Source organism: Streptomyces sp. NPDC000878, assembly GCF_053599695.1.
In genome coordinates this window covers 38,080-57,759 of the sequence record NZ_JBSFMT010000017.1, presented here as the reverse complement: position 1 = coordinate 57,759, position 19,680 = coordinate 38,080, and the positions used below count along the sequence as shown (strand labels likewise).

The following is a 19,680-nucleotide window of genomic DNA, read 5'->3' as shown; positions in this document are numbered from 1 at the left end:
GCGCCCCTTTTAGGGGCGCGGGGAACTGCGCGACCAGCCACATGCGGCCCGCAGCCAAAGAACATCGCTAGTACGCCGCCGAGTTGTCCACCTTGAAGTGATAAAGCGCCCTGGCGGAGCCATACCGCCGAAACTCCGAGGGGTCCTCGTCCCGCTCAGCGGCCTTGAGCAACTCAGCCAACTCCGAAAGGTGTTCGGAACGCATCTCCTTCTCGACACAGTCCGCACCAAGCGACTTGACCGTCCCTCGGACATAGATCCGCGCCTCATACAGCGAGTCCCCGAGCGCATCCCCCGCATCCCCACACACGACCAACCGCCCGGCCTGCCCCATGAACGCGCTCATATGGCCGACATCGCCGCCGACCACGATGTCCACCCCCTTCATGGAGATCCCGCACCGCGCGGACGCGTCTCCGTCAATGACAAGCAGCCCCCCATGACCGGTGGCCCCGGCCGACTGCGACGCATTCCCCCGCACCCGAACCACCCCGGACATCATGTTCTCGGCAACCCCCGTACCGGCGTTGCCATGAACAGTGACCGTCGCCCGCTGGTTCATACCGGCGCAGTAGTAACCGACGTGCCCTTCCACATCAACGGTGAGTTCCTCCCGTATGCCGCAGGCCACCGCATGCGCCCCGCGAGGATTCACCACCCGCCAGACATCCGCGCCGCCGGGCGAATGCAACGCCTGGTTCAACTCCCGCACCGGGGACTTCGCCAGGTCGATCAACGTCGCCATACGTACACCTCTTCCGGCTCGGGTTCGAAGATGCGGGCGTTCTCGATGCCCGGGAGGACATCGAGGGCCCGGTACTCGGAGGCCATCGCCACCCACGCGTCGGTCTCGGCGACGAGCGCCGGCTTGCAGGCGATGGCGTCACGGACGACCGCGAAGGAGTCGCCGGTGGACACCAGCAACGTGTAGAAACCGTCGAACCGCTCGCACAACAACCGCAGCGCCTTCTCCAGGTCGGCGCCCTGTTCCAGCTGACGGGCGACGAACCGCGCACCGACCTCGGAGTCGTTCTCGCTGTCGAACTCGACGCCCTGGGCGCGCAGTTCACGCCGGATGGTGGCGTGGTTGGCGAAGGAGCCGTTGTGGACCAGGCACTGTCCGGGGCCGACGGAGAAAGGATGCGCGCCCTCCGGCGTCACGGCCGACTCGGTGGCCATCCGGGTGTGACCGACGCCCTGCCAGCCGGTGACGTCGGCGAGCCCGAAGGCGTCCGCCAACTCCACCGGATTTCCGGTGCCCTTGAGCACGGCGAATCCCTCGCCGGAGCCGATGACCGTGGCTCCGGGAAGCGCGGCGGTGACCGAGGAGACGTCGGCGTGCACCACGGTCGTGGCGTCGGCATCGTAGGCCTGGACGCCCGGCAGCGCGGCCTCCACCTCGGCCTTCGAGGTGCCCAGCAGCGAGACGACGGTCCGTCCCGGCGGGGACAGGCGCGGGTCGCCGTAGACCGCGACGCCCGCCGAGTCGGGGCCGCGTTCGACGACCTGGCCGAGCATCGCGGTCAGCAGTTCACCCAGCCGGGGTTCGAGTGAGGGCTCCCGCAGATGGAGCCCCACGATTCCGCACATCTCAAGTCCCTTCAGAAGGCGGCCAACAGGCGGAAGTCGGTCAGAAGGCGGTCAGATAGCGGTCCAGCTCCCAGGGGCCGACCGTCGCGTGCCAGTCGAAGAACTCCTCGCGCTTGAGGTCGGCGAAGTACCGGCTCACCCCGGCCCCGACCGCGTCCAGCGCACCGCTGATCACCTCGTCCGCCTGGAGTGCCTCGACGGCGTGCAGCAGGGTCGGCGGGAGTTCCGGGCCCTTGCCCGCCGCACCGGGCTCGCCCGGGTCGAGGCCGCGTTCGATGCCGTCGAGGCCTGCGGCGAGGGCGGCGGCAGCGGCGAGGTAGGGGTTGGCGGCGCCGTCTCCGCCGCGCAGTTCGATGCGGTTGCCGTCGGGGACGCGCACGAAGTGGGTGCGGTCGTTGCCGCCGTACCCGGCGACGCGCGGTGACCAGGTGGCGCCCGAGCGGGTGTTGACCGCGCCGGTGCGCTTGTAGGAGTTGACGGTCGGCGCGATGACGGCCTGGAGGGCCCGCGCGTGCTCGACGATCCCGGCGACGAACGAGTAGGCGAGCGGGGAGAGTCCGAGCCCGCGCTCGTCGGTGGCGTCAGGGAACGCCGGCTCCTCGCCCCGCCAGAGCGACATGTGCATGTGCATGCCGGTGCCGGTGCGGTCGGTGAACGGCTTCGGCATGAACGTGGCCGTCATGCCCCGCTGTTCGGCCAGCATCGACACCAGGTACCGCATGGTGATGACCCGGTCGGCGGTGGTGAGGGCGTCGGCGTGCTTGAAGTTCTGCTCGAACTGGCCGTTGCCGTCCTCGTGGTCGTTGGCGTAGTTGCCCCAGCCGAGGGAGTTCATGGCGCTGGAGACGGCGGTGAGGTGGTCGTACATCCGCGTCAACCCGCGTGCGTCGTAACAGGGTTGGGCGGCGGTGTCCCTGGAGTCGGCGACGCGCAGCACACCGTGCTCGTCCCGGTTGACGAGGAAGTACTCGACCTCGGCGCCCACCGACAGCGACAGCCCCTGGGCGGCGGCCCGCTCCAGCAGCCGCCGCAGGATGACGCGCGGGGCGTAGGGCCAGGGTTCGCCCTCCACGTACGGATCGCAGTGGACGAGGGCGAGGCCGGGCTTGACGAAGGGGACGGGGGTGTACGAGGACGCGTCGGGGCGGGCGATGACATCGGGGTCGCTGGGCTGCTGGCCGAGCGCGCCGGCAGCGTATCCGGCGAACCCGACGCCCTCGTCTCGGAGTTCCTCGACGGCCTGGGCCGGGACGAGCTTGGCGCACGGTTTGCCGGTCAGGTCGACGAACACGGCGAGGACGAACTCGATGCCGTCGGCGCGAACCAGTTCCGCGAGATCGGGGAGATCGGCAGGATCGGGGGCGGCGGTCACCATGAGCCCCTCCTTAGGGTGTCCACTGTGATGAATCGTTGTTGCATATGAGTAGACATCCTGGGTGTTACGACGGCATTTCCGCCGTGGAAGCTCCCCGTAAGCCAAAAGCCGGGCCCCGCCCCTGAAGAGGCAGAACCCGGCCCTGGTCCGCCGTCAGGAGGTGTGCGGACCGCCGATGGGCAGCCCCGCCAGCAGTGCGCGCCGACTGGCCCGGACATGCTCACGCATCACCTGCTCGGCGCTGTCGCCGTCCTTCTCCAGGATCAGTTCCAGGACGACATGGTGCTCACGGTCCGACTGCAGGGCGCGGCCCGGCCGGCTCAGCGAGGTGTGCACGAGCCGGGAGTAGTAGGCCAGCTGGTTCATCAGCATCCGGTAGTGGGCTTCCAGCTTGCTGTTGTCGGCACCGGCGATGAGCAGGTCGTGGAACTCCTGGACCAGCTCGGCATACCGCTCCCGGTCGTCCCGCGCCACCGCCTCGTCGGCCTCGCGCAGATTGCGTTCGAGCAGGTCGATCTCCGCGACGCGCCCGCGCCTGGCGAGGAGACGGGCGGCGGCGCCCTCGATGAGTTCCTTCATCTCGAAGAGTTCGGTGATCTCACGGCGGGAGGGCGTGGAGACGAACGTCCCGACGCGGGGCCGGATCTCGACCAGCCCCTCGGTCTGCAACTGCTTGAGGGCTTCGCGCACCGGCGTACGGCTGACGCCGAACTCCTCCGCGAGGGCGAGTTCCGAGAGCGGGGCGCCGGGCTCGATGTCTCCCTTGATGATCCGCCGGCGCATGTCGGCGATCACCCTGGCCTGCATCGACCCGTTCTTCGGCTCGCCCGTCGACCCGTCCTTCGAGTCGCTCCTCGATTCGCTCTTCGAGTCGCCCTTCGAGTCGCCCTTCGGTTCGCTCTTTGCGCGATTCACCGAACCCTCCTCATCCCAGCGGCGCCAGCGCGCCGCCGTCGAAGAACTTACCCGCGCTGTAGACCATCGGACGGCTGTCGGCGACCGCCGCGTGCAGCACACGGCAGATGAACACGGTGTGCGTGCTGGCCTGCAGCCGCTCGCGGATCTCGACCTCCATCTGCGCGCTGCTCCGGGCGATCAGCGGGCTGCCGTACGGGCCGCTCTCCCACTCCACCTCCCTGAACTTGTCGTCGGCCTTGCCCGCGAACGTGCCGACGACGTCGAGCTGGTCCGTGGACAGGATGTTGATCGCGAGATGGCCGGCCCGGAACAGACAGTCGTGGGTGGTCGAGGTGCGCTGGACGCACACCATCACGGTGGCGGGGTCGAGCGAGATGCTGGAGAACGCGTTGACGGCCAGCCCCCTGGGGGTCTCCCCGTCCATCGCGGTCACGACCGTGACACCGGTGACGAACTGCCGGTTGACCTGCTTCATCACATCGAGGTCGGGCTTCGAGGCGAGCGGGGCCATGGCTGTGCTCCTAGTCATCGTGATCGTCAGTCCTGTCCCACCCGGATGACGCCCAGCGCCGGGAGCAGCGCCCGGGGATCCCAGGTCACGTGCTCCTCGACGACGCGGTCCCCCTCGAAGCGGGCGAAGGTGGCGCCGCTGACCTCGACGTACCGCCTGGTGGGAGGGACGCCGAGGAACGGGTTCGTCTGGGTGCCGCTGCTGTGCCAGCGGATCGCGGCCCGGTCGCCCTCGACCACGATGTCGTCGACGGTCGTGACCAGGTCCGGGAAGGCGGCCCGGGTCGAGACGATCGCGGCCTTGAGGGCGTCGAGGCCCTGCGGGTGCGGGTCGCCGCCGTGGCGGAGGTAGGCCGGGCTCAGCAGGGTGTCGAGGGCGTCGATGTCACCCTGGCCCCAGGCCGCTTCCCACACCTTCTCGATGAGGCCCCGACGGATGTCACGGATGTCAGAGCGCGACATCGACCTTCTCCTTTCCGTCCGCTGTCGGAGCTGCCTCTGCGCGCAACGCGTGTCTGTCAGCCCTCAGTTCCGTCCAGAAGGACACCGCCAGCCCGGCGATGATCACGAGGAACGGCAGGGACGTCACGATGACGGTGTTCTGGAGGGCGTTCAGTCCGCCGGCGAGCATCAGGACGACGGCGGTGACGCCGGTGAGGACGCCCCAGAGGATGAGGACCGGGCGGCGCGGGGTGAGCGAGCCGTCCGAGGTCATCATCGACAGCACGTAGGTGTTGGCGTCGGCGCCGGAGACGAAGAACATCACGACCAGGATGATCGCGACCACCGAGGTGACGTCGGCGAGCGGGAAGTGGTCGAGGGTCGCGAAGAACGCGCTGTTGATGTCGGCCGCGGTCTGCTTGGCGATGTCGCCGCCCTCGAACATGTCGACGTGGATGGCCGTACCGCCGAAGACCGTGAACCAGGTGAAGAAGACCACGCTGGGGACGACCAGGACGCCCGTGACGAAGCCGCGGATGGTGCGGCCCCGCGAGATACGGGCCAGGAAGACGCCGACGAAGGCGCCCCAGGAGACCCACCAGGCCATCATGAAGTAGGTCCACCACTGCATCCATTCGAGCCCGCCGAACGCCGTGCCCTGCAAGCTCATCCGGAAGAAGTCGGTGGCCCACTGGCCGACGGACTCGACGTACAGGTTCGCGATGAACACGGTCGGGCCGACGACCAGCATGAACACGAAGAGCCCGATCGCCAGCAGGGTGCTGCCCTGGCTGAGGAACTTGATGCCCTTGCTGACCCCGGTCACCGCCGAGAGCGTGAAGATCGAGGTGACGGCGGCGATGATGAGCACCTGGCTCACGTCGTTGACCGGCATCCCCCACAGCCTGCCGAGGCCGTTGTTGACCTGGAGGGCGCCGAGGCCGAGCGACGTTGTGGTGCCGAAGAGGGTCGCGAACACGGCGAGTACGTCGATCGTCTTGCCGATCGGCCCGTTCGCACGGTCGCCGAGCAGCGGCACGAACAGCTGGCTCACCAGGGTGCGCCGGCCCTTGCGGTGGGTCGAGTACGCGATGGCCAGACCGAAGACGGCGAAGATCGCCCAGGCCTGCAGACCCCAGTCGAAGTAGGAGTACTGGAGGGCGCGGACCGCCGCCGCCGGGGTGTTCGGCTCGGCGAGACCGTGCGGCGGCGACGCCAGGTGGGAGATCGGTTCGGCGACCCCGTACGAGACCAGTCCGATGCCCATGACCGCGCTGAGGATCATGGCGAACCAGGTGAGGGTCGAGAACTCGGGGCGGTCCTCGTCCTTGCCGAGGCGGATGTCGCCCGCCGGGCTGAAGGCCAGGAACACCAGGAAGATCAGGATGGCGAGCGTGATCACCAGGTAGGACCAGCCGAACGTGGCCGTCACCCAGTTCAGCGAGGTGTTGGTGACCTTGTTCAGGTTGTCGGTGAAGAGCACCGCCCAGGCCACGAAGACCGCGGAGATCCCGATCGAGGTCCAGAAGACGGAACCGAGTCTGCCGCCGCCCTCCGTGGCGCTTCCAAGGTGACTGGACATGGGGCTCCTTGGGTCCGGGGGCCCGATGGCCGCCTGGTCTGGCATACAAGCAGCAGTAAGGCATGGCACCGATGGAGCGTCAAGGGTTCGGGGCGCAGAATCACGTCCACGCTCTGGTCGCCGCCAATAACCGCAGGTTAAGTACCTGTTACTTGCCCTGATGAGGGGGCTGACGAGCCATGACTGGGCCCTCTGCGTCCTCTCACTCGACCTCTTGACCGACCTGAGAGACGCCACCTATCGTCCTGTTGCATGCAAGAGTGCATGGCACACCTCGACGAGAACGACGACAACATCGGTCTCCGCAAGCTCGTGGTCTACCGCGATGTCGTCTTCACGGAGGCGGGTGAGGCACCCGCACAGCCGGTACGAAGGGCCAGCGTCGCCGCGGTCGTACGGAACCCGTGGACGGGCACCGGCCCCGCCGCCGAACTGTCCGTGGAGCAGAGGCGCGTCGGCCCGGTGCTCGCCGGGTTGCTGACCCGTCGGCTCGTCGCTTCGCTGGGAGGCGTGGACGAGATCGAGGCGTTCGGCAAGGCCGCCATCGTCGGTACGGCGGGCGAGATCGAGCACGCCGGGGCCCTGATCCACACGCCGTACTTCGGCAATCTGGTCCGGGAGTTCCTGGCCGGCGAGTCGATCATCTGCTTCGCCGACACGCGGGCCGAGGCGGGCGAGAACCTGGTCGTCCCGCTCTGGCACAAGACCCGGGCCTCGACGCGCAGCCACTACCAGACCATCAGCGCCCGGGTCTCCGACGCCCCGCGCCCGGACGAGATCGTCGTGATCGCGGCGGCGTCGACGGGGCCGCGCCCGCACCCTCGTATCGGGGACCGTACGACCGACCCCGTCGTCACCGCCGAAACCCTGGAGGCTGTCCCTTCATGAGCACCCGCAGCGACCACAGCGACCCGGCCGGCCTGACCAGCCCGAGCACCCCGGATGTCCCTAGCGCTCCTAGCGCTCCCAGCGTCCGCAAGATCGTGACCATCGTCGAGGAGATCCGTACCGAGGGCGGTCGTGGGCTCGAACGCCCCGCCCGGATCGCCGTCGTGGCGGCGGTGATCGCGAACCCCTGGGCAGGTCAGGGCTTCGTCGAGGATCTCGCTCCCGGTATCGAGGCGAACGCCTCCGACCTGGGCGCGCTGCTGGCCCCGGCGGTGCTCGACGCGCTGGAGGCCCCCGCCGAGGCGTACGGCAAGGCGGCCATCGTCGGTCTGGACGGCGAGATCGAGCACGGCTCGGCGCTGATCCACACGCTGAAGTTCGGCGACCACTTCCGCAAGGCGGCGAACGCCACGACCCTGCTGCCGGCGGTCGAGAAGCGCGGGCCCGCCGGTGTGGTCTTCGACATCCCGCTGAAGCACATCACCGACGCGACGATCCGCTCGCACCACCAGACCGTCGAGGTCAGGCTGAGCGACGCCCCGCACCCGCACGAGATCGTCATCGCGCTCGCGGCGGCGGCCCAGGGGCGCCCCCAGCAGCGTCTGGCGCCGCTCTCGACCGAGCAGTAGGCAGCGCGATCATGGGCACCCTGAGCAGGCCGACCGTGGTGCTGCTGCACGGCGTCGGGCTCGACCACACCATGTGGGAGCCCGCCGCCGCGCTCCTGGCCGACCGCTTCACCGTGCTCACCCCCGACCTGCCGGGCCACGGCACCCGCCCGCCGGTGCACGATGGGGTGACCCTCGCCGAGCTGGCCGCCGGGGTGGCCGACGAGATCCCGGCGGGCGCGCACCTGGTCGGCTTCTCGCTGGGCGCCCTGGTCGCCCAGCACCTGGCACTGCACCGCCCGCACCTGTCGGCCACGCTGACGTCGGTGAGTTCGGTGTGCGCCCGTACGGCCGAGGAGCGGGCATCCGTCCTGGACCGCCTGCGCACCGCCGAGACCGACTTCACGGCGAGTACGGCGGCCTCCCTGAAGCGCTGGTACGACGGCACGGGCGTCGCCCCCGACCGGGTCGCCCGCACCGAGGCCACCCTGCTCGCCAACGACCTCGCGTCCTTCCTCGCCTGCTACCGCGTGTTCGCCACGGCGGACGCCGACCTCGCCCCGGACCTGGCCGCCATCGACGTACGGGCCCTGGCGGTGACCGGCGAGAACGACCCCGGGTCCACGCCCGGGATGACCCACCGGCTCGCCGCCGCGCTGCCCGACTGCCGGGCGGAGATCATCACCCGGGCGCGTCACATGCTGCCCGTCGAGCGCCCCGGGGCGTTCGTCGACTGCCTCACCACCTTCATCGGAGAGAGCGCACATGTCTGACCTCACCGACCCCACGGACCTCGCGGGCCCCACAGACCCCACGGGCCTCCCCACCTGGCAGCACTTCATCGGCGGGGCCTGGGTCGAGCCCGCGTCGGGCGAGTACTTCGAGAGCGCCAACCCGGCCACCCGCGAGGTCCTCTACCGGGCCGCGCGCGGCAACGCGGCCGACATCGACAAGGCGGTGACCGCCGCACGGAAGACGTTCGAGGACCCGCGCTGGCGCGACCTCAGCCAGACCCGGCGCGGACATCTGCTGCGCCGCCTGGGCGACCTGATCGCCGAGAACGCCGAGGACCTGGCCCGCAGGGAGACCCAGGACAACGGCAAGCTGCTGCGCGAGATGCGCGGCCAGCTGGCGACACTCCCCGAGTACTACCACTACTACGCGGGCCTGGCCGACAAGATCCACGGCGACTTCATCCCCACCTCGGACCGCCAGGTGCTCAACTACACTGCCCGCGAACCTCTGGGCGTGGTCGGCGCGATCACCCCCTGGAACTCACCGCTGACACTGACCAGCAGCAAACTGGCGCCCGCGCTCTGCGCAGGCAACACGGTCGTGATCAAGCCCTCGGAACACACCTCGGCGACGGTCCTGAGACTCGCCGAACTGGCACTCGAAGCCGGTTTCCCCCCGGGCGCGGTGAACGTCGTCACCGGTTTCGGCGCCGAGGCCGGACAGGCCCTGGTCGACCACCGCGACCTGGCGAAGATCTCCTTCACCGGCAGTACGGCGACGGGCGCACGCATCGCCGCGGCCACCGCGAGCCGTTTCGTCGGCTCCACGCTCGAACTCGGCGGCAAGTCGCCCAACATCGTCTTCGAGGACGCCAACATCCCGAACGCGGCGATGGGTGTGGTGGCGGGCATCTTCGCGGCGGCCGGCCAGACGTGCATCGCGGGCAGCCGCGTGTTCGCCCACCGGTCCGTCTACGACGAACTCCTCGACCGGGTCTCGGAACGCGCCCGGACCATCGTCATCGGCGACCCCCTGGACGAGAAGACCGAGCTGGGCCCCCTGGCCTTCGAAGCCCAGCGCGACAAGGTCGCCGGATACGTCGACCTCGGCCGCGACGAGGGCGCCCGCGTCCTGACCGGCGGCCGGGCCACCGACGGCGGCGGCCTCGGCGGGTACTTCTACGAGCCGACGGTCCTCGTGGACGTCGACAACGCCATGCGCGTCGTACGGGAGGAGATCTTCGGCCCCGTCCTGGCGGTGATGCCGTTCGACACCGAGGAGGAGGTCGTACGGCTGGCCAACGACACCGAGTACGGGCTCGCGGCGGGCGTGTGGACGACGAACCTCTCACGGGCGCACCGGATGGCGGCACGCCTGGACGCCGGAACGGTGTGGGTCAACACGTACCGGGCCATGTCCCCGATGTCACCGCGCCAGGGCTTCAAGAGCAGCGGTGTCGGCGTGGAGCACGGCACCGAGACGATCAAGGAGTACACGCGGCTCAAGAGCGTCTGGATCAACACGAGCGAGGAGCCGGTGGCCGACCCGTTCACGATGCGGAGCTGAGCCGTGCCGGGTTGATACAGATAAAGCCTGATTGAGCCTGATTGAGCCGGAACGAAACTGGTCGACAGAACAGCAGCGGAGGAGCAGTCATGAGGTTTTCGTTGTTCGTGCACATGGAGCGCTGGGACGAGGAGGTCAGTCACCGGCAGCTCTTCGAGAACCTCTCCGAGCTGGCCCTGATGGCCGAGGCGGGCGGGTTCGGCACGGTGTGGATCGGCGAGCACCACTCGATGGAGTACACGATCTCCCCGAGCCCGATGCCCCTGCTCGCCCACCTCGCCGCGAAGACCTCGACGATCCGTCTGGGTGCCGGGACGGTCATCGCCCCGTTCTGGCACCCGATCCGGGTCGCCGGTGAGTGCGCGCTGCTCGACGTCATCAGCGACGGCCGGATGGAGGTCGGACTGGCCCGGGGCGCCTACCAGTTCGAGTTCGACCGGCTGGCGGGCGGGCTCCCGGCGGCGGACGGCGGCAAGCACCTGCGCGAACTCGTCCCCGCCGTACGGGCGTTGTGGCAGGGCGACTACGCCCACGACGGCGAGATCTGGCAGTTCCCGACCTCGACGAGCGTCCCCAAGCCGATCCAGCGGCCCACCCCGCCCATGTGGATCGCGGCCCGTGACCCCGCCTCCCACGACTTCGCGGTGGCGCAGGGCTGCAACGTCATGGTCACGCCGTTGATGAAGGGCGACGAGGAAGTCGTAGACCTCAAGGGGAAGTTCGACACGGCCGTGGCCAACCACCCGGAGGTACCGCGCCCCGACCTGATGGTGCTGCGCCACACGCACGTCCACTCCCCCGACGACCCGGAAGGCTGGCGCCCGGCGGCGGAGGCGATCAACCGCTACTACCGCACGTTCGACGCGTGGTTCGGCAACAGGGCGACCCCGGTGAACGGCTTCCTGCCGCCCAGCCCGGAGTCGAAGTTCGAGGACCGCCCGGAGTTCCGGCCGGAGTCCCTCCGCAGGACGGCGATGATCGGCACCCCGGCCGAGGTCATCGAACGGCTGCGCGCATACGACGAACTCGGCGTCGACGAGTACAGCTTCTGGATCGACAACAGCATGTCGCACGAGGAGAAGCGCGGGTCGCTGGAGCTGTTCATCAAGGAGGTCGTGCCGGCCTTCCAGTGAGCCGGGCTTTCAGCGAACCGGGCTGTCAGCAGGGGCTGCTTGGATATGGCCATGTCTGAGCCTGTGATCGAGGATCTGGTCGCGGACTCGGTCCGCGTCCTGGACGCCCACACCGAACCGCACGACCCACGCGTCCGGGACACCGCTCTGTGGCGGCGCATGGCCGACGCCGGCGAACTCCACGGCCCCGACACGACCCCACCGCGCCGCACCCCGCTGATCGACGTGGTCCGCGAGATCGCCGTGGCCGCCGAGAAGGACCGGAACCACGAACTCATAGGCGAGTGGTACGCGTTCGGCTGCGAAACCCTCCTCGGCGGCCCCGCGGGCTGCCCCTACGACGTCGACGAACTCGCCGAGATTCCCGCCGTACGGGACCTGCGCGCGACGGTCCGCCGCACCGACGCCCTGCGCAACAACGACGTGGACGCGGCGCTGATCTTCGAAGACGGGGACCCGCCCCAGCGCGACCGCCGCGACACCACCATGACACCGCTCCTCGACGAACCGCTGTACGTGGTCACACCGGCGGACCGCTCCTGGGAAGGCCCCCGGGCAGAGCTGGCCACCTACGCCGGGACCCGCTGGATAGCCGGGTGCGAGCGCTGCCGCGGACATCTCGTCGCGGCCTGCGGGCAGGCCGGTTTCTCACCGGTCGTCGAGTTCGAGACCGACGACTACGTCGCCGTACAGGCACTGGTCGCAGCCGGCCTGGGCGTGAGCCTGCTGCCCGGCCTCACCCTCCTCGCCAACAGACACACCGGCGTCAGACTCGACCGCATCCCCGGCATGCGCAGACAGGTCGTGGCCGCCGTACACGGCAAACCACCCGCGTCCCAACCCGCCCAGGTACTCCTGGACGCACTCAAGGCAACCCTGTCCGAACCGGAATGGCCGTCCTGACCGAACCGGAATGGCTAGGAAGGTGCCCGGAGCGCGTCCACCGGTTCCATCCGGGCGGCGCGCAGCGACGGGTAGAGACCGGCGAGCAGGCCGACGAGGGCTCCGGCGAGCGGGGCGCCGAGGGCGAGGTTCAGGTCCAGGACCGGGGTCCACTCCTTGAAGACGGCGACGCACACCACGACGGCGATGCCCAGGGCCGCGCCGATGATGCCGCCGAGCAGGCCGATCGTCGTCGACTCGAGGAGGAACTGACCGGCCACCTGCCGTCGCGAGGCGCCCAGCGCGCGCCGCAGCCCGATTTCGCCGACCCTTTCCATCACCGTCACCAGGGTGACGTTGGCGATGCCGATGGCGCCCACCACCAGCGAGACCAGGCCGAGGACGAGGAAGAGGCCGTTGACGTCGTTCTGGACACCGTCGCGGGCCTTGGACAGGTCCGGCGGCGCCACCACGGCGAGGGAGTTCTGCTGCCCGGGGGCCAGGGCGATCGGCGCCTGGCGCGCCACCTGCCGGGCCGCCCCGAGCGCGGTGTTGATGAGCACCCGGGTGACGTCCTCCAGGCCGAGACGGTCCGCGGCGGTGGTGGGCGGGAGCATCACGGCGGTGGATAGGCGCTGCTCGCGCTTGACCCCGCCGAGGATGCCGATGACGGTGTACGACTGGCCCTGGAAGAAGATCGCCGGGGAGTCCTCCACCCGGTCGATGCCGAGCAGCCGTGCCGCCTGGTCGCCGAGGACCGCCACCTGGGCGTGCCGGGTGATGTCGCCGGTGTCGTAGAACCGTCCCGAGGTCATCGTGCCGCGTACCCCGGCGGGCAGGTCGGCCGAGGCGGCCACCACGGCCAGGGTCTGGCCGGAGACGTCACCGGGTGCCTTCACGTCGTTGGACCGCACCTGGACGCTGTTGGTCAGCGAGGAGTCGGCGAGGGCGGCGACCGAGTCCACGCCGGCCAGCCGCCGGACCGCGTCGGTCCCCGACCAGTCCACCAGTGGCTTGTCGTCCGAGCCGGCCGGCGTGGGCGGCACGGTCACGGTCACCGAGGTCGCGGTGAGCGCGTCGAACCGGCCGACGATCTGGTTGCCGGCGGTGGAGGCCACCCCGATGGTGATGACCAGCGTGGTGATGCCGAGCACGGTGCCGAGTGTGGTCAGGGCGGACCGTACGGGGCGGGCCATGACGCCCGCGAGAGCCTCCGTCCACAGGTCCCGGGGGTCCATCCAGGGTCGTTCGATGCGGGTCCCGGCCCCGGCCGATGCGCGTTTCACTCGGTCTCCAGGGTGAGGCGGCCGTCGGTGATGCGGACCCGCTGGCCCGCGCGGCGGCTGACCGTCTCGTCGTGGGTGATGAGCACCAGGGTCATGCCCTGGGCGCACAGGTCGTCGAAGAGTTCCAGCACGGAGAGGGTGTTCTCGCTGTCCAGGTTGCCGGTCGGTTCGTCGCACAGCAGCAGCGCCGGATCGCTGATCAACGCCCGTGCGATGGCGACGCGTTGGCGTTCGCCGCCGGAGAGCCGGTCGGGCCTGAAGCCGGACCGGTGCCCGAGCCCGACCCGGTCCAGCGCCTCCCGGGCGCGGGCCAGGCGGGTACCGCGCCCGAGCCCCGGGCGTGGCCTGCGGTAGGCCTCGGCCAGCATGACGTTCTCGTCGACGGTGCGGTACGGGAGCAGGTGGAAGGACTGGAACACGAACCCGATACGGCTGCCGCGCAGCGCGGTGCGTTCGAGGTCGCCGAGCCCGGTGGTCTCGACGCCGTCCAGCCGGTACGTGCCTGCCGTGGGCCGGTCGAGCAGGCCCAGCGTGTTGAGCAGCGTCGACTTCCCCGAGCCGGAAGGACCGACGATCGAGAGGTGCTCGCCGCGCCGGACGGTCAGGTTCACGCCGCGCAGTGCGCGCACCGGGGGCTCGGAGTCGAAGGTCCGCTCCACACCGGTGAGTTCGATGACGGCGTCGGCATCGGCGGGGCCGGGGACGGCGACAGGCGCGAAACCGGGGCCGGGGACAGGGCCGGGGGTCACGTTCCCACCACCACCTTGTCGCCCTGCTCCAGCGTGCCGCTGGTCGGCTTCACCTCGACGAGACCGGCCGCGGAGAGCCCGACGGTGACCTGGACGGCGCTCAGCTTCCCGCCGCGCTCGACCTGCACCCGGACGTTTCCGTCGGACGAGGTGCGGATCGCGGCGAGCGGTACGACCAGCACCTCGCCGTCCGAGGCACCGATCTTGATGGTCACCTTCACCGCGGCCTCGGCCTCGGTGGCCAGCGCACCGGTACTGGGTACGGAGATCCGCAGCTGGACCGGGGCGTCGGAGGTGTCGGCCGCCGCGCCCTCCGCCGCGGTCCCCTCGCTGCCCTCGTCTCCTTCGCCTCCCTCGCTGTCGCCCGTCGCCGGCGTCGAGGACACGGCGTCGGCACCGAGCGCGGTCAGCCTGCCCTGCGCCTTCTTGCCGTCCGTCGTCGTCAGCTCGACGGCCATGCCCTTCCTGAGCAGTTCGGCGTCCGCGCCGGGCACGACCGCCTGCACCTCCAGATCGGAGCTGGTCACGGTGCCGATCGGGCCGGTCGCGGTGTCCCCCGTCTTCACCGTCACCTTGTTCAGCCGTACGGGCAGCTTCGGGAAGAAGACGACCTCGCCGGCCGGGACCTTCGTCCCGTAGGAGGCCTGGAAGGTGCTGAGCGCGGAGTTCGCCATGTCCAGCGACTTCCTCGCGGAATCGAGCTGGAGCTGGTGGATCCGGGTGTCGGTGCTGGACTGGGGGGCAGGCGTGTTCGCACCGCCCTCTGCGCTGCTGTCCGTGTCCGCGTCCGTACCCGTGTCCGTGCTCGTCTCCGAGCCGCCGCCACTCGTGCTCGTGCTGGTGGTCGTGAGGAGCGTCTGCTGGGCGGCGGACACCGCCTGCTGCAACTGGCCCAGTTGCTGCTCGTCGTCCGCGCTGGGCTTCTGCGCCTCGTACCCCTTGCTCGTGTACCAGCTGGTGACCGCCGACGCGGTGCCCTGGCGGTAGTTGCCGCTGATCGACCCGGGATCGAAGCCGAGCCGCCGCAGCGCGCTCTGGAGCTGCTTCACATCGTCGCCGGAGGCACCCGGGCCCAGCCCGCGGTACATCGGCACGGATCCGCTGAGCGCGAACACCGGACGGCCGTTGACCGCCATCAGTACGTCGCCCTCCTTGATCTCCTTGCCGGCGACCGGCGCCTTGGTGATCCGCTGCTCCGCACCCTCGGCGCCCCCGACTGCGGTCGCCCCGGTGCCGACGGCGCCGGCCAGCGCGAGCGGGCGCGGCGAGGCGAACTCGACGGACCCCGACGCCACCACGGTCGCGACGAGGGACTGCCGCTGGACGGCCACGGTCACCGGGCCGGCCTTCGGCGCGCTGTGCGCGGCGGCGGCGTCGGCGGGCGAGTGCACCTGCGTACCGGCGATCCAGCCGCCCGCGCCGACCAGGACCACCGCGCCGACCAGCGCGCCCAGTTGCTTACGGCTGCTGAGCCGGCTCACGCGTTGTCTCCGTAGTACGGGTGGGCCTTCAGCTTGGGGAAGTACGCGGCGCGGAACTTCTTGCCGCACTCCAGGTCCTTCAGGGAGAGGTCGATCTCCTTGGTGAGCAGCGGCAGCGCCTCCTCCTTGGTCATGGTGAAGTGGTTCTCCGGCACCTGCTGGTCGAGGCGCACCATGTCGCTCATGCCGGTCGGCTGGGTGGTGCTGACCGGGATGCCCTGATCCCGCAGGCAGCCGGCGAACTCCTGGGCGAGCTGCACCAGTTGGGCGTCGCCGTTGAGCGCGAGGCCGTTCGCGCGGTTCGCCTCCTCCTTGGCGTCGTACGCCTTCTTCTCCTCGTCGGCGCTCAGCGCGGGTCCGTTCGCCGCTTCCGACGCCTCCAGTTGGCAGCCGCCGAGTTTCTCCTCCGCCTTGGTCGCGGCCGGGGGGCCCGACAGCGCCTGCTGGTACGCCTTTTCCTGGGCGGGGGTGAGCCCCTTCTCGTCGTTGTCGACGGGGTCGGTCCTCTTTCCTCCCGTCTTTCCTCCGGCGTTGCTGAAGGGGGCATCGGGGTCGTCGGGGTAGACGGCCGCCGCGTAGTTGCCGAACCCGTACTTCTCCCGGGACTTCTTCGCCACCGCGTAGTCCTCCCCGGTCAGCCCGCCGAGGTTGTCCTCGCCGTCCGCCGTCACCACGTGCGGTGTGTAGGTGAAGCCCTGCTTCTTCATGCAGGCCGCGAGGGTGTTCTCCGAGATGTACTGCTTCTTCGTGTCGTCGTCCACGCCGTCCGGGACGGTGAGTTGTACGGCTCCGTCGGCGTTGGTCGTGGTGTCGTTCGCCGCGTTCGCGCCACCGCCGGCCGCGGCGCCGGAGCCCGCGTCGGCCTGGTCGCCCGAACCGCCGCAGGCGGCCAGGAGCGGCAGCAGGCCGACCGCCAGGGCGGTGGCGACGGAAACGCGGAGCCTCTTGGGCATGCTCAGGTGTTCGGTCATGGTGGATGAGGCTGGACCCGCGGTGTGATGGGAGCTGGCCCGGAGTGTGATCAAACGGCAACAGCCGGCCCCGGGGGGCGAGTATGTGATCGTCCCGTAACAGCCCCGGCCTGGCCTGGTGTTCTGCGGATACTGAGCACATGCCACGTGTCCTGCTCATCGAAGACGACCGCGCTGTCCGTGAGGGTGTCCAGCTCGCGCTGCGCCGCCAGGGGCACGACGTCGCCGCCGCCGGGACGGGTGAGGTCGGACTGGAGCAACTGCGGTCGTTCCGGCCGGACGTCGTGGTCCTCGATCTGATGCTGCCCGGTATGTCGGGGCTCGACGTGTGCCGCCGCATCCGTGGGGCCGACGACCATGTTCCGATCATCATGGCGACCGCCCGGGGCGACGACGTGGACATCGTGGTCGGACTCGAAGCGGGAGCCGACGACTACGTCGTCAAGCCCGTCCAGGCCCGCGTGCTCGAAGCTCGTATCCGCGCCGTCCTGCGACGGGTCGGCGGCCCACCCGCCGACGGAACCACGCCGAAGACAGAAACCCATGGAGAACTGACCATCGACCGGGCCGCGCTGACCGTCACCCACCAGGGCGCACCGGTCGCCCTCGCCCCCTCCGAACTGCGGCTCCTGCTGACCCTCTCCGCCTCGCCCGGTCAGGTGTTCAGCCGGCAGCAGCTCCTGGAAGCCGTCTGGGAGCACAGCTACCACGGTGACTCACGGCTGGTGGACGCCTGCGTCAAACGGCTGCGCACCAAGATGGGCGAGCCTCCGGGACAGCCGCGCTACATACAGACGGTGCGCGGCTTCGGCTACCAGTTCAGGACCCGGTGAAGGCGCCCCCGCCGCTGCGCGGTCTGCGCGGCCGACTGCTGGTGGCCTTCCTCCTGGTCGCCGGCGTCTCCACCCTGAGCACCGGCGCCCTGACGTTCCGGGAGGCGCGCACGGGGGTGCTCCAGCAGAGCCAGGACGCGGTGATCGGGCAGTTCCGCGACCATGTCGACACCCTCGCCGCCGACCTCGCCTTTCCCCCGGACCAGAACCAACTGGACGTGTTCGCACAGCAGTTGGCGCGCTCCGAACCGTCGAAGAACTGGCGCGTGCTGGCCACTTACGGGGGCCTGAGCGCCACCTCCTCACCTCAGGACCCGTTCGAGCAGCTGACGTCCGACCTGCGCACGGCCGTGGCCTCCGGCGGGAACACCGTCTTCCAGCGGGTGACGACACACAGCGGCCCCGCACTCGTCGTCGGCCTGCCGGTCACCTTCGGCACCGCGGAGCAGCCCACGTCCGACCCGTCCGGGCTCGACGTCTTCCTGACGGTGCCGCAGACCACCGAACAGGCCTACGTCCAGGCCCTGGTCCCCGCCGTCGAGCGAGCCACGGTTCTCGCGCTGGTCCTCGCCGTACTGCTCGCGCTGCTCGCCGCCCGTGGCGTACTGCGGCCGGTACGCGAGCTGCGCCGGGCCACCCGCAGCATCGCCGAGGGCCACCTCGACACCCGGCTCGCCGTCAACGGCTCCGACGAACTCGCCGACCTCTCCCACACCTTCAACGAGACCGCCGCCGCGCTGGAGGAGTCGGTCGCCGAACTGCGCCGCATGGAGGCACGCGCCCGCCGCTTCGCCGCCGACGTCTCCCACGAACTGCGCACCCCGCTGGCCGCCATGTCGGCCGTCACCGACATCCTCGACGAGGACGCGGCCCATCTCGCCCCCGACACCGCCACCGCCGTACGGCTCATCAGCGAGGAGACCGTCAAGCTGGCCCGGCTGGTGGAGGACCTGATGGAGATCTCCCGCTTCGACGCGGGCGCGGCAAGTCTGCACCTGGACGAGATCGACCTCGCGGACTCCGTCCGGCGCACCCTCGCCTCCCGCGCCTGGCTGGAGACGGTCGAGACCCGGCTTCCACCGCCGGACACCCTCCGCGGCAGCCTCGACCCGCGCCGCCTCGACGTGATCGTCGCCAACCTGGTCGGGAACGCCCTCCGCCACGGCGGACGCCCCGTACGGTTGAGCCTCTACGAGTGGGAACACCCGGACGACGGCCGGCGGGCGGTCATCGAGGTGCTGGACAGTGGACCGGGCATCCCCGAAAGCGTCCTGCCCCATGTCTTCGACCGCTTCTACAAATCGGACACGGCCCGCACCAGAACCGAGGGCAGCGGCCTCGGCCTCGCCATCACCGCGGAGAACGTCCACCTGCACGGCGGCACCATCCAGGCGGCGAACAGCCCGCACGGCGGCGCGGTCTTCACCGTAGAACTCCCCCTGCGAAGGTACGAGCCACCACAAGACCCACCTGAACCGGTTAATACGGCCAAACCGTCCGAGGGGAGCCACCCATGAGCCCTGTCCACCGGGCCGTCCGGCCCGCGCTGCTTCTCTCGTCGGCGCTCCTGCTCGGCGCCTGCGGCATCCCCACGACCGGTGTGGTGGGCTCGGGGGAACCCGCCACCGGTGTCCGGTCGACCACCACGCTCTACTTCACGGACAAGCTCGGCCTGGTCGCGGTCCCCCGCAGAATCCCCCAGCGACCCGGCGTCGAAGCGGCCGTACGGCTGTTGTTCCAGGGCCCGACCAGATCCGAACTGAGCGTGGGCATGGGCAGCCTGCTGCGGAAGCTGAAGAAGGATCCGACGGTCCGGTCCGATGGCGCCAGGGTGTCGATCGAGCTGCGCTTCGACGACCCGGCGGATTTCCCGGTCACTGTCAAACCACTGATCGGGAATGCTCTCGCCCAGGTGGTCTGTACGGCCGCCGGCGCCCGCCACGCCGAAGACCCGGACGTCGAATCGGTGGAGGTGGTCATCAAGGCCACCGTGAGAGGCGCCAAGAACCAGTGGAGCGCCGAAGGCCACGAAGAGACCTGCCCCGCATCGACCCGGAGGCCCACCGCCACCTCCAACCTCGGCTAGGCACACCGCTGCTGGCCGCGGTAGTCCTGTTCTGGCGGCGCTGCTC

The 19,680-nt window shown here is 70.0% G+C and carries 20 protein-coding genes; 9 read left to right on the top strand and 11 right to left on the bottom strand.

Features of this window, described 5'->3' with window-relative positions:
- Positions 1-67: 67 nt before the first annotated feature.
- From ACWDR4_RS17735 to ACWDR4_RS17705, 7 genes are all read right to left on the bottom strand, one after another.
- Positions 68-745, bottom strand: coding sequence for a GltB/FmdC/FwdC-like GXGXG domain-containing protein (locus tag ACWDR4_RS17735; RefSeq protein WP_450409446.1), 678 nt, complete (start codon positions 743-745; stop codon positions 68-70).
- Positions 733-1,590 (bottom strand): class II glutamine amidotransferase, encoded by an 858-nt coding sequence (locus ACWDR4_RS17730; RefSeq protein WP_450409444.1) that lies wholly within the window; start codon positions 1,588-1,590, stop codon positions 733-735. The genes ACWDR4_RS17735 and ACWDR4_RS17730 overlap by 13 nt, the downstream gene beginning before the upstream one ends.
- 40 nt (positions 1,591-1,630) lie before the next feature.
- Positions 1,631-2,965: a type III glutamate--ammonia ligase gene (gene glnT / locus ACWDR4_RS17725; RefSeq protein ID WP_450409443.1), complete on the bottom strand. Its 1,335-nt coding sequence runs from the start codon at positions 2,963-2,965 to the stop codon at positions 1,631-1,633.
- A 153-nt stretch (positions 2,966-3,118) separates the two neighbouring features.
- Positions 3,119-3,880, bottom strand: a complete 762-nt coding sequence (locus ACWDR4_RS17720) for a GntR family transcriptional regulator (RefSeq protein WP_450409442.1) — start codon at positions 3,878-3,880, stop codon at positions 3,119-3,121.
- 10 nt (positions 3,881-3,890) lie between these two features.
- Positions 3,891-4,412 carry a flavin reductase family protein gene (locus ACWDR4_RS17715; RefSeq protein WP_450409441.1) on the bottom strand — a complete coding sequence of 174 codons (522 nt, stop codon included), beginning with the start codon at positions 4,410-4,412 and terminating at the stop codon, positions 3,891-3,893.
- Between the two features lie 8 nt (positions 4,413-4,420).
- Positions 4,421-4,855: an ester cyclase gene (locus tag ACWDR4_RS17710; RefSeq protein WP_450409439.1), complete on the bottom strand. Its 435-nt coding sequence runs from the start codon at positions 4,853-4,855 to the stop codon at positions 4,421-4,423.
- Positions 4,842-6,416 (bottom strand): BCCT family transporter, encoded by a 1,575-nt coding sequence (locus tag ACWDR4_RS17705; RefSeq protein ID WP_450409438.1) that lies wholly within the window; start codon positions 6,414-6,416, stop codon positions 4,842-4,844. The genes ACWDR4_RS17710 and ACWDR4_RS17705 overlap by 14 nt, the downstream gene beginning before the upstream one ends.
- A gap of 252 nt (positions 6,417-6,668) precedes the next feature.
- Here ACWDR4_RS17705 and ACWDR4_RS17700 point away from each other — a divergent pair, with 252 nt between their 5' ends.
- The 6 genes from ACWDR4_RS17700 to ACWDR4_RS17675 all read left to right on the top strand — a co-directional run bounded on the left by ACWDR4_RS17700 (position 6,669) and on the right by ACWDR4_RS17675 (position 12,249).
- Positions 6,669-7,304, top strand: a complete 636-nt coding sequence (locus ACWDR4_RS17700; RefSeq protein WP_450409436.1) for an amino acid synthesis family protein — start codon at positions 6,669-6,671, stop codon at positions 7,302-7,304.
- The gene (locus ACWDR4_RS17695; RefSeq protein WP_450409434.1) at positions 7,301-7,933 is read left to right on the top strand and encodes an amino acid synthesis family protein; all 633 of its coding nucleotides are present in this window, start codon (positions 7,301-7,303) and stop codon (positions 7,931-7,933) included. The genes ACWDR4_RS17700 and ACWDR4_RS17695 overlap by 4 nt, the downstream gene beginning before the upstream one ends.
- An 11-nt stretch (positions 7,934-7,944) precedes the next feature.
- Positions 7,945-8,685, top strand: coding sequence for an alpha/beta fold hydrolase (locus ACWDR4_RS17690; protein WP_450409432.1), 741 nt, complete (start codon positions 7,945-7,947; stop codon positions 8,683-8,685).
- The gene (locus tag ACWDR4_RS17685) at positions 8,678-10,213 is read left to right on the top strand and encodes an aldehyde dehydrogenase (protein ID WP_450409430.1); all 1,536 of its coding nucleotides are present in this window, start codon (positions 8,678-8,680) and stop codon (positions 10,211-10,213) included. Before ACWDR4_RS17690 ends, ACWDR4_RS17685 begins: the two co-directional genes overlap by 8 nt.
- Positions 10,214-10,302: 89 nt before the next feature.
- Positions 10,303-11,346 (top strand): LLM class flavin-dependent oxidoreductase, encoded by a 1,044-nt coding sequence (locus tag ACWDR4_RS17680; protein WP_450409428.1) that lies wholly within the window; start codon positions 10,303-10,305, stop codon positions 11,344-11,346.
- A 51-nt stretch (positions 11,347-11,397) separates the two neighbouring features.
- Positions 11,398-12,249 (top strand): LysR substrate-binding domain-containing protein, encoded by an 852-nt coding sequence (locus ACWDR4_RS17675; protein ID WP_450409426.1) that lies wholly within the window; start codon positions 11,398-11,400, stop codon positions 12,247-12,249.
- Between the two features lie 14 nt (positions 12,250-12,263).
- On the opposite strand, the gene ACWDR4_RS17670 is transcribed toward ACWDR4_RS17675, so the two are convergent.
- From ACWDR4_RS17670 to ACWDR4_RS17655, 4 genes are read right to left on the bottom strand one after another with little or no spacing between them, the layout of a single operon-like run.
- Positions 12,264-13,514: an ABC transporter permease gene (locus tag ACWDR4_RS17670; protein ID WP_450409425.1), complete on the bottom strand. Its 1,251-nt coding sequence runs from the start codon at positions 13,512-13,514 to the stop codon at positions 12,264-12,266.
- Entirely contained in the window at positions 13,511-14,263 is a 753-nt protein-coding gene (locus tag ACWDR4_RS17665) for an ABC transporter ATP-binding protein (protein WP_450409423.1), read from the bottom strand. The genes ACWDR4_RS17670 and ACWDR4_RS17665 overlap by 4 nt, the downstream gene beginning before the upstream one ends.
- Positions 14,260-15,744 (bottom strand): peptidoglycan-binding protein, encoded by a 1,485-nt coding sequence (locus ACWDR4_RS17660; protein ID WP_450409421.1) that lies wholly within the window; start codon positions 15,742-15,744, stop codon positions 14,260-14,262. Before ACWDR4_RS17660 ends, ACWDR4_RS17665 begins: the two co-directional genes overlap by 4 nt.
- The gene (locus tag ACWDR4_RS17655) at positions 15,741-16,715 is read right to left on the bottom strand and encodes a hypothetical protein (RefSeq protein ID WP_450409419.1); all 975 of its coding nucleotides are present in this window, start codon (positions 16,713-16,715) and stop codon (positions 15,741-15,743) included. The genes ACWDR4_RS17660 and ACWDR4_RS17655 overlap by 4 nt, the downstream gene beginning before the upstream one ends.
- A gap of 140 nt (positions 16,716-16,855) precedes the next feature.
- Here ACWDR4_RS17655 and ACWDR4_RS17650 point away from each other — a divergent pair, with 140 nt between their 5' ends.
- From ACWDR4_RS17650 to ACWDR4_RS17640, 3 genes are read left to right on the top strand one after another with little or no spacing between them, the layout of a single operon-like run.
- Complete coding sequence (locus ACWDR4_RS17650) at positions 16,856-17,548, top strand: response regulator (protein WP_450409417.1); 693 nt, start codon at positions 16,856-16,858, stop codon at positions 17,546-17,548.
- Positions 17,545-19,065, top strand: a complete 1,521-nt coding sequence (locus ACWDR4_RS17645; RefSeq protein WP_450409415.1) for an ATP-binding protein — start codon at positions 17,545-17,547, stop codon at positions 19,063-19,065. Before ACWDR4_RS17650 ends, ACWDR4_RS17645 begins: the two co-directional genes overlap by 4 nt.
- Entirely contained in the window at positions 19,062-19,634 is a 573-nt protein-coding gene (locus ACWDR4_RS17640) for a hypothetical protein (RefSeq protein ID WP_450409413.1), read from the top strand. Before ACWDR4_RS17645 ends, ACWDR4_RS17640 begins: the two co-directional genes overlap by 4 nt.
- The last annotated feature ends 46 nt before the right edge of the window (positions 19,635-19,680 follow it).

Coding starts and splice junctions, on each gene's coding strand:
- ACWDR4_RS17700 (WP_450409436.1), top strand. CDS start 6,669: ATGCAAGAGTGCATGGCACACCTCGACGAGAACGACGACAACATCGGT.
- ACWDR4_RS17695 (WP_450409434.1), top strand. CDS start 7,301: ATGAGCACCCGCAGCGACCACAGCGACCCGGCCGGCCTGACCAGCCCG.
- ACWDR4_RS17655 (WP_450409419.1), bottom strand. CDS start 16,715: ATGACCGAACACCTGAGCATGCCCAAGAGGCTCCGCGTTTCCGTCGCC.
- ACWDR4_RS17730 (WP_450409444.1), bottom strand. CDS start 1,590: ATGTGCGGAATCGTGGGGCTCCATCTGCGGGAGCCCTCACTCGAACCC.
- ACWDR4_RS17640 (WP_450409413.1), top strand. CDS start 19,062: ATGAGCCCTGTCCACCGGGCCGTCCGGCCCGCGCTGCTTCTCTCGTCG.
- ACWDR4_RS17710 (WP_450409439.1), bottom strand. CDS start 4,855: ATGTCGCGCTCTGACATCCGTGACATCCGTCGGGGCCTCATCGAGAAG.
- ACWDR4_RS17690 (WP_450409432.1), top strand. CDS start 7,945: ATGGGCACCCTGAGCAGGCCGACCGTGGTGCTGCTGCACGGCGTCGGG.
- ACWDR4_RS17715 (WP_450409441.1), bottom strand. CDS start 4,412: ATGACTAGGAGCACAGCCATGGCCCCGCTCGCCTCGAAGCCCGACCTC.
- ACWDR4_RS17735 (WP_450409446.1), bottom strand. CDS start 745: ATGGCGACGTTGATCGACCTGGCGAAGTCCCCGGTGCGGGAGTTGAAC.
- ACWDR4_RS17705 (WP_450409438.1), bottom strand. CDS start 6,416: ATGTCCAGTCACCTTGGAAGCGCCACGGAGGGCGGCGGCAGACTCGGT.
- glnT (WP_450409443.1), bottom strand. CDS start 2,965: ATGGTGACCGCCGCCCCCGATCCTGCCGATCTCCCCGATCTCGCGGAA.
- ACWDR4_RS17650 (WP_450409417.1), top strand. CDS start 16,856: ATGCCACGTGTCCTGCTCATCGAAGACGACCGCGCTGTCCGTGAGGGT.
- ACWDR4_RS17685 (WP_450409430.1), top strand. CDS start 8,678: ATGTCTGACCTCACCGACCCCACGGACCTCGCGGGCCCCACAGACCCC.
- ACWDR4_RS17680 (WP_450409428.1), top strand. CDS start 10,303: ATGAGGTTTTCGTTGTTCGTGCACATGGAGCGCTGGGACGAGGAGGTC.
- ACWDR4_RS17675 (WP_450409426.1), top strand. CDS start 11,398: ATGTCTGAGCCTGTGATCGAGGATCTGGTCGCGGACTCGGTCCGCGTC.